This window comes from Verrucomicrobiota bacterium, from assembly GCA_016871535.1.
Taxonomy (GTDB): domain Bacteria; phylum Verrucomicrobiota; class Verrucomicrobiia; order Limisphaerales; family SIBE01; genus VHCZ01.
In genome coordinates this window covers 1-11,929 of the sequence record VHCZ01000192.1, presented here as the reverse complement: position 1 = coordinate 11,929, position 11,929 = coordinate 1, and the positions used below count along the sequence as shown (strand labels likewise).

Genomic DNA, 11,929 nt, shown 5'->3' with positions numbered 1-11,929 from the left:
TCGGCAATCGAGCCGGGACGCAGGCCGTCGCCGATGCTGAACGCGACGTCGTAGGCGGCCATGATGTCGCAGATGTCGTCCCAGTGGGTGTAGAGGAAATTCTCTTTGTGATGCGCGAGACACCATTTGGCCATGATGCTGCCGCCGCGCGACACGATGCCGGTCATGCGGTTCGCGGTGAGCGGCACGAAGCGCAGCAACACGCCGGCGTGAATGGTGAAGTAATCCACGCCTTGCTCGGCTTGTTCGATGAGCGTGTCGCGGAAGAGTTCCCAGGTGAGGTCTTCGGCCTTGCCGCCGACTTTTTCGAGCGCCTGATAGATCGGCACAGTGCCGATGGGCACGGGCGAGTTGCGCAGAATCCATTCGCGCGTGGCGTGGATGTTCTTGCCGGTGGAGAGGTCCATGACGGTGTCCGCGCCCCATTTGGTGGCCCAGCGCATCTTCTCGACTTCCTCCTCGATGGACGATGCCACGGCGCTGTTGCCGATGTTGGCGTTGATTTTCACGAGGAAGTTGCGCCCGATGATCATCGGCTCGGACTCGGGGTGATTGATGTTGTTCGGGATGATGGCGCGGCCGGCGGCGACTTCGGAGCGGACGAATTCGGGAGTGATTTCAGCCGGGATGCGTTGGGGGAAGCGGCGGAATACGCTGGGCGCGTATTCAGAATAGCCGATAGCCGATGAGCCAGTAGCCAAAGCCGATGAGCCGATAGCCGAAGCCGATGAGCCGATAGCTGAGGACGATGAGCCGATAGCCAATTGTGAACTGCCAGCGTGTTGTTTGTGAAGGTCGTTGCGGAGGTTGTCATTTCGCAGATCGCCAATCGCCGATCGCCAATTGCCCAGCCGATGGTTTTCGCGGATGGCGATGAATTCCATTTCGGGCGTGATGATGCCCTGGCGGGCGTACCAGAGTTGCGTCACGGGATGGCTTGCCGACGCGCGCAAGAGGCGGCGGGGTTTCGGGTTTCGGGTTTCGAGTTTGAAGTTGGTCGGATCCTGCCGCTTGGCGGCGTGACGCTGGTGCGCGTCGGAAAGCCAGCCGTCATCACGGGCGGTGACCTCGCGGCCTTCGTATTCAGAAACGTCGCCGCGGGCCAAAATCCAGGAGCGGCGCAACGGCGGCAGACCTTCTTCAACTGTGCCCTTGAAATCCGGATCGCCCCAGGGACCGCTGGTGTCGTACACGCGGACGGGTTCGTTCTCTTCGATTTGGCCGTTGAAGGATTTCGTCGGCGCCTGCGAGATCTCGCGCAGGGGCACGCGGACGTCGGGATGCAGTTTGCCCGAGACATAAACGCGGCGCGAATTGGGCAAGGGCTCAGTGCTGTGCGGTTCGAAGGACTCTTTGGTGGCGATCATAGTGATTTCAGATTGGAGATTTTCAGATTCAAATCACGGAGCGGTTTGCCGCCGCTCAGGCGATGTTCGAACCCGGAAACGCCTTGGAAGGTGGGCAATCCCTTCGCCAGCATTACCTGGTTCAGGTTCAAAGGGTCTCTCGCGCTCCCGCGCCAGACTCTCAGCCGTTTCGTGCGCCGATCTGCCATCGGGAAACCGGTCAGCTCCCCTGGAACAAGGGTAACAATGGGACGCCGGATCAGGCGTGTCAATATCGGTCCGGGTAACCCGGTTAAGGTGTAGCGCAGATTTTCAATCTGCCGTGTCGCCGACTTGTAGTCGGCTGCGCGACAAACTCACTCGACCGGACCGGATTGGCCGGCGTGCCGCAGATTCCAAATCTGCGGTACGGCAGAGTGCAACTCTGCGCTACGTGGACGCGATCACTGATCTCGTGGATTAAGGACTGAAGGTTTCCCGGCCGGATGCGCTGTTGATCCGATCGGTCGAATTGGATAAGTTTTCCGCGTGAGACAACTGATTCTGCCTTTGTGCCGATGCTTGCTTTGGGCGTTCTGGGTTGGCCTCGCGATCTGCTCGGTCGGCGCCGCAACCCCGGCAGGCAAAGAGGCCCGCGCGAAGCATTGGTCGTTCATCGCGCCGCAGAGACCCGCCATGCCTTCGGTTCAAAAGCGGAGTTGGCCGCGCAACGCGATAGATCGCTTTGTTCTAGCGCGGCTGGAGAAGGAGAAGATCGAACCGGCGCCCGGAGCCGATCGCCCCACCCTCGTGCGCCGCGCTTATCTGGACTTGATCGGCTTGCCGCCTGCGCCGGCGGAGGTCGAGGCCTTTGTCAAAGACCCTTCGCCCGACGCTTACGAAAAGCTCGTCGAGCGCTTGCTCCAATCCGCGCACCATGGCGAACGCTGGGGACGCTGGTGGCTGGACGTGGCGCGTTACGCCGATTCCAACGGCTACAGCATTGACGCGCCCCGCTCGATCTGGCGTTACCGCGATTGGGTGGTCAATGCGCTGAACCGCGATTTTCCGTTCGATCAATTCGTGGTCTGGCAGCTCGCAGGCGATCTGCTGCCCGACGCGGCGCTGGAGCAGCAGATCGCGACCGGTTTTCATCGGAACACCCAGATCAATCAGGAAGGCGGGATTGACAAAGAACAATTCCGCATCGATTCGATATTCGACCGCGTGGCCACGACGGGCGCGGCGTTTCTGGGGCTGACCGTCGGTTGCGCCCAGTGCCACGATCACAAGTACGATCCGATCACGCAGAAGGAGTACTATCGCTTGTTCGCGTTCCTGAACAACGCGGACGAACCCGACATTCCGGTCGCGTCCCCGGCGCAGGTGGAGCAAGCCGAGAGGATCGAAGCCAAGGTCACGGCGTATCTTCGCGGGATTCCTGAAACAGATCCGGCGATTTGGGAGCGGATGCTGGCGTGGGAACAATCCTTGACGCCGGCGCAGCGCCAGGCGCAATCCGAAGAAGTGCGCGCCGCGTTCGACGTTCGATTTGAGAAACGGAACGAAGAGCAAAAGCAAGTGGCGTTGACGGCATTCGTTGAGCAAGCCCCGGCGAACAAAACCCATCAAAGCGCGATCGCGAAGCTACGCCGGCAAAAGCCGAGAATCGACACGACCCTGGTGATGCGCGAACTTTCCCGCCCCCGGGAAACGCACTTCTTCATCAAAGGCGATTTCACGCGTCCGGGCGAAAAGGTCGAGCCCGGTGTGCCCGCCGTGCTTCACCGGTTTCCAGACGGTGAAACGCCAAACCGGCTGGGCTTCGCGCGCTGGCTGGTGTCGCGCGAGAATCCATTGCTGGCACGGGTCACGGTAAATCGCATCTGGCAGCAGTACTTCGGGAAAGGACTTGTCGAAACCGAAAACGATTTCGGCACGCAAGGGAGCGCGCCTTCGCATCTCGAACTCCTTGATTGGCTGGCGACCGAATTCATGGCGGAAGGCTGGAGTCTGAAGGCCCTGCACCGCTTGATTGCGACCTCCGCCACCTACCGGCAATCCTCGCGCCTTCGTCCGGAATTGAATGCCATCGATCCCAATAATCGTCTGCTGGCGCGGCAGAGCCGGTTGCGGCTCGATGGCGAGGTGGTCCGGGATGTCGGCCTGGCCGCGAGCGGGCTGCTCACGCCCAAACTCGGCGGCCCTCCCGTATTTCCGCCGCAGCCGGAAGGAGTCATGAGCCTTGGACAATTGAAGCGCGACTGGAACGTCAGCACGGGCGGGGATCGATATCGCCGCGGCCTTTACACGTTTTTCTTTCGCGCGACCCCGCATCCCGCGCTGGTGGTATTCGACGCGCCGGATTCCTTCAGCACGTGCACGCGGCGCATTCGCAGCAACACGCCTTTGCAAGCGCTCACGTTGCTCAACGATGGCGCCTACTATGAATTTGCCCGCGCGCTGGCCGAGCGGACCTTGCGCGAGTGCGGGAAGAATGATTCCGAGCGATTGGAATACGCATTCCGGCTTTGCGTGGCCCGCGCGCCCACCTCGAAAGAAGCTGAACGCCTGAACCAAGTGTTGGGCGCGGAGCTGAATGAACTTCGGGAGCATCCGGATGAGATCAAATCCCAGAAGGTTCCCGATGGCCTAGACGCCGCGCAGTTCGCCGCCTGGACGACGGTGTCGCGGGTCATGCTCAATTTGGATGAAACGATCACACGCGAATGATTTGAATGCGGACGGAACCTTGCACCTTGATTCTCCCTCTCCTCCTCGGAGGGGGGAGAGGGGGACGTTCGGGGGAGGAGCGGCGTCACCATGTGCTTTCCCCTCTCCTCGATCCTCTCCCCACTCGTTCCTCGCGGGGAGAGGAAGCAGGGCATCGTCCCATCGGATCTGATTTATGAACTCGACCGACATCTTCCAGAACGAAGCGCACCACTTCATTACGCGCCGCCATTTCTTCAGCCGTTGCGCCATGGGCCTCGGCGGCGTCGCGCTGGCGGCGCTGATGAACGAGCGAGCTTCGTTCGGCGCCGGCACGATGAAATCGGCCACTCCCTTTGCGCCCAAGGCCGGACATCATCCGGCGCGGGCGAAGAATGTGATTTATCTGTTCATGGCCGGCGGGCCATCTCAATTGGAACTCTGGGATTACAAACCCAGGCTGGTGGATCTGAACGGCCAGGCCATTCCCGATTCCTATCTGGAAGGCAAACGCTTCGCCTTCATGGACACCTCGTTCAAGAAACGTTCGACGCTGCTGGGAACCCGGCGCAAGTTCTCGCGCCACGGCCAGTCCGGCGCCTGGGTGTCGGAGCTGTTTCCGCATATGGGGACGATTGTCGATGACATCACGCTGGTGAAGACGTGCGCGACCAATTTGTTCAATCACGCGCCGGCGAAGCTGTTCATGAACACCGGCAGCGGGCAATTTGGCCGGCCCAGCCTGGGTTCCTGGGTGACCTATGGCCTGGGGAGCGAATCCCAGGATTTGCCCGGCTTCGTCGTCCTGCAGAGCGGTTCGCGCGGACCGCGCGGAGGCGCGGTGAACTGGGCGAGCGGATTTCTGCCCACGACTTTCCAGGGTGTGCCGCTGCGATCGGGCGGCGAACCGATTCTCAATCTCCGCACGCCGCCCGAAGTCAGTGCCTCGCGCCAGCGCCGCGCCATTGAAGCGGTGCGCGATCTGAATCTGGCCCGGCTGGTTGAAACGGGCGATCCGGAAATCAGCACGCGCATTTCCGCTTACGAAATGGCTTATCGCATGCAAGCCAGCGCGCCGGAGTTGATCGATATCTCCGGCGAAAGTCAGACGACGCTCGCGCTGTACGGGATCGAGGACGAGAAGCCTTCTTTCGCGCGGAATTGTCTCCTGGCTCGCCGGCTGATCGAACGCGGCGTGCGCTTCGTCCAATTGTATCACGCCAACTGGGACAGCCATGGCGGGCCCGGCGAAACACTTGAGTCAGACCTCGAAAAGGTTTGCCGCGAAGTCGATCAAGGCTCGGCGGCGCTGGTCAAGGACCTCAAGGCGCGCGGGCTGCTGGACGACACGCTGGTGATCTGGGGCGGTGAATTCGGGCGGACGCCGATGGGCGAAGTCCGCGAGAAGACCGGGCGCAACCACCACATCGACGCGTTTACGATGTGGTTCGCCGGCGGCGGCGTGAAGGCGGGCACGGTGGTCGGCGAGACCGACGAACTGGGCTTCGGGCCGGCTGATTACCGCGCGCACGTCCACGACATCCACGCCACGATTCTGCACCTGCTCGGGCTGGAGCACACGAAGCTCACCTTCCGCTTTCAAGGCCGCGACTTTCGGCTGACGGATGTCGAGGGCGACGTGCTGACACGGCTGCTGGCGTGATGCGATCGCGTGAATCCCTCATTCGCTGGTGAAGGCACATCTCAATCCCGAATGTTGGCGCGCGTGGAAAGGGGCGAAGTTCGGGAACGAGGTCACTCTGCTCGCTCCGTTGCCTCCTGTTGCATTGTTGAATTTACCCGCGGCTTGCAGCCAAACGCCTTCCTCGGCAGAATCTGTTTCGTGAATCTCCTTCGATGTTCCACTCTCGTGATCGTGGTTGTTTGTACTACGCCGCTGTTCGGCGCCGCCACCGCCGCCGAAAGCTCGCGCTCCAAACCCAACGTTCTCCTGGTTTGCGTCGATGACCTGAAGCCGTTGCTCGGTTGTTACGGCGCCAAACGCATCGTCTCGCCCAACATCGACCGCCTCGCCAGTCGCGGCCTGCTTTTCGAGCGCGCTTACTGCAATCAAGCCGTTTGCGCGCCTTCGCGCAACGCACTCATGACCGGCATGCGTCCGACGACTTTAGGCATCTACGATCTCGGCACGAATTTTCGAGTCGCGGCCTCGAACGCAGTCACGCTCTCGCAGTACTTCATGCGGCACGGCTATCGCGCGGAGGCGCTGGGGAAAATCTTTCACGTCGGCCACGGGAATTTCAATGACGCTGCATCCTGGAGCGTGCCGCACTTCGGAGGTAATTCCATCGCCTACGTCCTGCCCGAAAGCCGCGCGCGGCAAGGCCTCACGCGTGAGGAAGCGCTCTTCGCGAACCAGACCAACGCGGCCAAACTTCCCCGCGGCGCGGCCTACGAATCCGCAGACGTGCCGGACAATGCGTATCCCGACGGCAAGATCGCGGAGGAGGCGATTCGCCGGCTGCAGTCCGCCAAAGCCAACCCGGCGCAGCCGTTCTTCCTCGCCGTCGGCTTCCTGAAGCCGCATCTGCCATTCTGCGCGCCGAAGAAATACTGGGACCTTTACCGCCGCGAGTCGTTCGAAGTGCCGGCGCTGCGCCTGCCGCCGCAGGGCGCGCCGAAATACGCGCCGTCCGGTTGGGGCGAGTTGAGGCAATACACCGATATCCCCCAGACCGGCCCGCTCGACGATGAGAAAGCGCGCACGCTTATTCGCGGCTATCACGCAGCCGTGAGTTACATGGATGCCCAGCTTGGCCGCGTGCTCGGCGAACTGGATCGCCTCGGCCTCACTTCGAACACGATCGTAGTTCTCTGGGGCGATCACGGCTGGCACCTGGGCGATCACGGCCTGTGGTGCAAGCACACGAATTACGAACAAGCCACTCGCATCCCGCTCATCATCTCCGCGCCGGGCTTTACGAAGCCGGGCAGCCGCACCGGCGCGTTGGCCGAGACCGTGGACATTTACCCGACTTTGTGTGAACTGGCCGGGTTGCCAGCCCCGAACAATCCGCAGCCGCTCGAAGGCAAAAGCCTTGTTCCCGTGCTCAAGAAACCGTCGCGCGCCAGCAAGGAAGCCGTCTTTCATGTCTATCCGCGCAGCCGTCCCGGCGACGGCGCGATTCTGGGCCGCGCGGCTCGCACGGACCGGTATCGCCTGGTGGAATGGAAAAAGCCAGGCGCGCCGGCCGGCACGGCCGAGTTCGAGCTTTACGATTACAAGAAGGACCGGCTCGAAACAAAAAACCTCGCCGCCGAAGAACCGAAACTCGTCAAGAAATTGCACGCATTGCTCCTGGCCCAGCCCGAAGCGAAACCGCAAATCACTGCCGCCAGGGCGACAGCCGCGAAGCCAAACCCCAACCGCGCCGCTCTGTTTGCGCGCAAAGACACCAATGCCGATGGCAAACTTACGCGCGAAGAATTCCTCGCAAATCAACCTGACCCTGACCAGGCGCCCCAACGCTTCGAGCGCTTCGATGCGAACAAGGACGGCATCCTGAGCCGCGACGAGTTCATTCACATGGGCTTGATCCCGAAGCCATGAACGAAGGGCTCCTTCCCCATGAACGGACCCGATCAGGCGGACAATTTCGTATGCAACACGAAATTGTCCGAGTCGGCTCATGGGGCCAATGCGCGATTTCCGAATCGTCGAGGCTCTCCATGAACGCGGACGTAGAGCAGGCTTTCCGGCCTGCTGGTCTGGGCGACTTTCCAGTCGCCCGGCAGACGGGACTGGAAAGTCAGACCTTCACTTTGCCTCCGCCGGCTGGATATCTGGCGCCCGGTGAAAATGTTATCGCGATCCAGGCGCACAATGTGTCGCTCGCGAACAGCAGCGATTTCTTCATTGATGTCCGGCTCGTCGGCTTGCGGACTTCGACCGGCCGACGGCCGACCCCAGGCAGCCTGAACTCGGTGTATGCCGACAATATTCCACCGCTGATTCGCCAGGTGGATCATCACCCCAAAGCCGGCGGCGAATCAACCGGTGAGAATGACCGCCAAAATCACGGAGTTCCGGCTTTAGCCGGTTTTCGCGCGTCGGCCGGCTAAAGCCGGGACTACATGCAGCCCAAAATGAGAATCGTTGACTAAATCATGACGGCGTTGTCGGCGTCCTGGACGTGGAGGTATTCCAGAATCCGGCCTACGGACTCCGCCACACTCAGGCGGTCGGTGTGAAGTTCGATCTCCGGAGCTTCCGGAGATTCGTACGGCGCGGAAATGCCGGTGAATTCTTTGATTTCGTTGGCGCGCGCCTTGGCATACAGGCCTTTCGGGTCGCGTTGCTCACAGACCACGAGAGGAGCGTTCACGAAAACTTCGATGAACTTGCCTTCCGTCAGCATATCGCGGACGAGTTTGCGATCGGAGCGATAGGGTGAAATGAACGCGGTGATGCAAATGATTCCGGCGTCCGCAAACAGTTTGGCCACTTCCCCGACGCGGCGAATATTCTCTTTGCGGTCGGACGGAGAGAATCCCAAATCCCGGCAAAGGCCGTGACGAATCTTATCGCCGTCGAGCACATAGGAGTGCTGGCCTCGATTGAACAACTCCCGGTCCAGTTCCGTCGCGATCGTGGATTTGCCGGAGCCGGACAATCCGGTCAGCCAAACGACGCCGCCGGAGTGCCTGTTGCGAAGCGCGCGCTGCCGAGACGTAACCTTGCCTTCGCTCCAGTAGATGTTCTTGCTCTTGTGAAGTGAATCGGCCGTGCGTTTCGGGTAATCGTCTTCGACAATGATCCCGCCGCCGGAGACATCAAAACCGTCCACGATCACGAAACGCCCGGTCGGGACGATTTGCGTGTGCGCATCAAAAGCGACCGGCCGTTTGGTGTGGAGGTGCAATTCGGCCACTTCGTGCCGGCCAACGAAGATTTCGTGGTGCTGGCGGGACAACGTCTGAAGCGTGGACGCGTCGATCACGCGCTCGATGGAGTCGATTTCGCAATCGACCTCCTGCGCTGCCAGCTTCAACTTATACACGGCGCCTTTGCGGAACGGCTTTCGGCCCAGCCAGAACAGGCGTGTTTTGAACCGGGGCAGTTCGTAAGGCGGCGCGCTTTCCAACGCCGCGACCGCGCCGCGTTCGACAAAGATCTGCTCGGCCAGCGTGATCCCCACGGACTCTCCCGCTGTGGCGGAATCGCGGGCGGGTGCGTTCCACCGTTCGATCGTCTTCACCGTGCTCGTCTTGTTGGTCGGGCAGAAAACGAGCCGGTCGCCGACCTTGAGCGTGCCGGACTCGACGCGCCCGGCCAGGATGCGGCGTTCGTCAAAGCGATAGACATCCTGGATCGTAAAGCGCAGCGGCTGATCCTTGGGCAATTCGGAAACCTTAAAATCATCGAGCACGTCGAGGACCGTTGGCCCGGACCACCAGGGCATGTTGGGGCTGCGGGAAGCGATGTTGTCGCCATGCTTGGCGGCAATAGGAATGAAAACCTTCGCCTGCACGCCAATGCTGGACAGCCAGGCCCGGTAATCCGTTTCGATCTGAGCGAAGCGCGCCTGGGCGTAATCCTGCAAATCCATTTTGTTGACGAGCACGGCGATTTGGCGGATGCCGAGCAGATTCAGCAAGTAACCGTGGCGGCGCGAATTCTCCTGAATGCCTTCGTTCGCGTCGATGAGGAGCAGCGCGGCTTCGGCGTTGGCGGCGCCGGTGACCATGTTCTTCAGGAATTCCTTGTGGCCGGGCGCGTCGATGATGACGTATTGCCGTTTCTTCGTCTGGAACCAAATCTGTGCGGTGTCGATGGTGATGTTCTGGTCGCGCTCGGATTGCAGCGCGTCCATCAGGTTCGCCCACTCGAAGGGCACGCCGCGGCGTTCGGCGATTTTCTGAAGTTGCTCCAGCTTGCCTTCAGGCAACCGGCCCGTGTCGTAAAACAACCGGCCGACGAACGTGGACTTGCCGTGGTCCACGTGGCCGACGATAACGATTTTGAGTTGTTCAGTGGTTGGAGTCGGTGAACTCATGTGAAGAACTTGGAATCAGAAGCTGGATTTCGGTTCGCTGACGATATCCTTCGCAGAGCGAAGCGGAGTGCTATGGAGCTTCTCGTACTCCTCCCGAAAACGCTCGAGAAGCGCGAGATCGATAAGGTCCTTCTCTCGTCCGCTTGCTCTTTTGCTGGCAATGATATCCCTGAGGTTAGCAATGCAGAACCCCTCGACATTCAACGAACGGCCCTTGGCGTCCTCAAAACTGGCGATGCCATCCGGGGCGAACACCAAGTCCAGGTCAAACGGGCCTGTCTTGATCTGTACGAAATCATCTCCGCGTACAATGGCGCGTTCCAAATCCTCCTCGATCTCAAACCCAGTCCCCTTCAGAGCGCGGACAATGCGCCTCCCATTCTCCGCGGAACGAGCTGGAAAAACAACCACGTCCTGCGTTATGGCGGGAAACCCAAGAAGAATCGCGCCCCCTTTCCCTATGAAGAGGTAATCGACTCCGGCCTCGCCAAAAGCACGTGCGATGACGCGGGCTTGCTCCGGTTGGAATTGCGGCCTGTTCACCGTTTAGCCGGCTTGAAACCGAGATAATCAGGAAGATGCGAGGCACACCATTCACGGTATTCCGCCATCGACTTGAAGGCTCGCCAGGATGAGTCGTCCAGCACCGGCTTGTACATCCGGCAGAAGCCATATTTGATCCGCAACTCGAGCGGGCGTTGCATCTGGCGCCGGCACTGGTCGCGAAACTCGGCCCAACCTCTGTCCTCCGGTGTGCGCAGCGGATAGACGCCCTCCGGAACTGCAGTGTGGTACGCAACGCGGGCTTCATTCAGCGTGGCGGCCTTGCTTTGATCGGGGTTCGCTTCTCGTTCGCTCATGGTCTTTCAACCGGCATCCTCATTGCCTCGCTCACATATAACCGTCCCGCCTGAGCTTTTCAAAAGCATCCTCGCTTTCCTTGTCCTGCGCGCGTCCGGAACGCTCCGGGGTCTTGGTATTCCGCAGTTCTTCGATGATATCCCGCACGGTCCGGGCGTTCGATTTGATGGGAAACGTGCAGGGCGCGCAGCCGAGGCTGCGGTAGCGCTCGCCTTTCTCGTTGGCGAAATAAAGCGGGATCACCGGAATGTTCTCGCGCTCGATGTATTCCCAGATGTTCAACTCCGTCCAGTGCAGGAGCGGGTGAATGCGGATGTGCGCGCCTTTTTCGAAATCGGTCTTGAATTGGTCCCAAAGCTCCGGCGGCTGGTCTTCGACGTTCCATTCCATGTTTTTGTCGCGCGGGCTGAAATAGCGCTCCTTCGCGCGCGTCGGCTCTTCATCCCGGCGCACTCCGACGATCACGCCGGTGAAATGGTGCCTGTCCAGCACCTGTTTCAACGCGTCCTTCTTCAGCGTGCCGCAGCATTCGACGCGCGTCGCTTTGCCATTCGGGTAGGTGACGCCGCTCCGGAGCACCTCTTCATTCTTGCCGACCACGAGTTCGAGTTTCCACTCGTGGCAAAGCCGATCCCGGTATTCGATCATCGACTGAATCTTGTAGGTCGTATCGACATGCACCAGAGGAAACGGCACGTGGCCAAAGAACGCTTTGCGCGCCAGCCAGAGCAACACCGTCGAATCTTTGCCAATGCTCCACAACATGGCCAGGTGGTCGAACTTGTTGAACGCCTCGCGCAGAATGTAGATGCTTTGATTTTCGAGTTTCGAGAGATAGTCCATGAAAGTTTCCCGGAAGGCCAATTTCGCGTCCAGAATCGGCTAGTCCTAAAACAAGCGTACTGCGCTACGTGTTGAGTGGCTGGTAAAAAATTTTGGGAAATTTGCGCATCAATTCTCGCGCTTCGGTGCTCCGAGCCCGCGCCGTGGCTCCAGTTTGCCCCATACGCGACG

Annotated in this window: 9 protein-coding genes and 1 riboswitch; of the genes, 4 read left to right on the top strand and 5 right to left on the bottom strand. The window is 60.4% G+C overall.

Annotated elements, in window-relative coordinates; genetic code table 11:
- On the bottom strand, window positions 1-1,367 hold a 1,367-nt coding region (locus FJ398_20230), incomplete at its 3' end, for a phosphomethylpyrimidine synthase (protein MBM3840247.1).
- Window positions 1,368-1,447: 80 nt separating this feature from the next.
- Window positions 1,448-1,587, bottom strand: a riboswitch (TPP riboswitch).
- Between the two features lie 287 nt (window positions 1,588-1,874).
- Here FJ398_20230 and FJ398_20225 point away from each other — a divergent pair.
- The 4 genes from FJ398_20225 (at window position 1,875) to FJ398_20210 (ending at window position 8,120) form a co-directional block, all read left to right on the top strand.
- A complete protein-coding gene (locus FJ398_20225) occupies window positions 1,875-4,058 on the top strand; it encodes a DUF1553 domain-containing protein (GenBank protein MBM3840246.1) in 2,184 nt (727 codons plus the stop codon).
- A 175-nt stretch (window positions 4,059-4,233) separates the two neighbouring features.
- Window positions 4,234-5,700: a DUF1501 domain-containing protein gene (locus FJ398_20220; protein MBM3840245.1), complete on the top strand. Its 1,467-nt coding sequence runs from the start codon at window positions 4,234-4,236 to the stop codon at window positions 5,698-5,700.
- A 51-nt stretch (window positions 5,701-5,751) separates the two neighbouring features.
- Complete coding sequence (locus tag FJ398_20215) at window positions 5,752-7,608, top strand: iduronate-2-sulfatase (protein ID MBM3840244.1); 1,857 nt, start codon at window positions 5,752-5,754, stop codon at window positions 7,606-7,608.
- A gap of 119 nt (window positions 7,609-7,727) precedes the next feature.
- The gene (locus FJ398_20210; protein MBM3840243.1) at window positions 7,728-8,120 is read left to right on the top strand and encodes a hypothetical protein; all 393 of its coding nucleotides are present in this window, start codon (window positions 7,728-7,730) and stop codon (window positions 8,118-8,120) included.
- Between the two features lie 38 nt (window positions 8,121-8,158).
- On the opposite strand, the gene cysC is transcribed toward FJ398_20210, so the two are convergent.
- The 4 genes from cysC to FJ398_20190 form a co-directional block, all read right to left on the bottom strand.
- On the bottom strand, window positions 8,159-10,054 hold the full coding sequence (gene cysC / locus FJ398_20205; GenBank protein MBM3840242.1) for an adenylyl-sulfate kinase: 1,896 nt from the start codon (window positions 10,052-10,054) through the stop codon (window positions 8,159-8,161).
- A gap of 15 nt (window positions 10,055-10,069) precedes the next feature.
- Window positions 10,070-10,378, bottom strand: a complete 309-nt coding sequence (locus tag FJ398_20200; protein MBM3840241.1) for a hypothetical protein — start codon at window positions 10,376-10,378, stop codon at window positions 10,070-10,072.
- Window positions 10,379-10,593: 215 nt separating this feature from the next.
- Window positions 10,594-10,914: a hypothetical protein gene (locus FJ398_20195; GenBank protein MBM3840240.1), complete on the bottom strand. Its 321-nt coding sequence runs from the start codon at window positions 10,912-10,914 to the stop codon at window positions 10,594-10,596.
- A 31-nt stretch (window positions 10,915-10,945) separates the two neighbouring features.
- A complete protein-coding gene (locus tag FJ398_20190; protein MBM3840239.1) occupies window positions 10,946-11,758 on the bottom strand; it encodes a sulfate adenylyltransferase subunit 2 in 813 nt (270 codons plus the stop codon).
- Between the last annotated feature and the right edge of the window lie 171 nt (window positions 11,759-11,929).

Excerpts from the sequence above, each read along its gene's own strand:
- FJ398_20220 (MBM3840245.1), top strand. The coding sequence starts at position 4,234 with ATGAACTCGACCGACATCTTCCAGAACGAAGCGCACCACTTCATTACG.
- FJ398_20215 (MBM3840244.1), top strand. The coding sequence starts at position 5,752 with ATGTTGGCGCGCGTGGAAAGGGGCGAAGTTCGGGAACGAGGTCACTCT.
- FJ398_20210 (MBM3840243.1), top strand. The coding sequence starts at position 7,728 with ATGAACGCGGACGTAGAGCAGGCTTTCCGGCCTGCTGGTCTGGGCGAC.
- cysC (MBM3840242.1), bottom strand. The coding sequence starts at position 10,054 with ATGAGTTCACCGACTCCAACCACTGAACAACTCAAAATCGTTATCGTC.
- FJ398_20195 (MBM3840240.1), bottom strand. The coding sequence starts at position 10,914 with ATGAGCGAACGAGAAGCGAACCCCGATCAAAGCAAGGCCGCCACGCTG.
- FJ398_20190 (MBM3840239.1), bottom strand. The coding sequence starts at position 11,758 with ATGGACTATCTCTCGAAACTCGAAAATCAAAGCATCTACATTCTGCGC.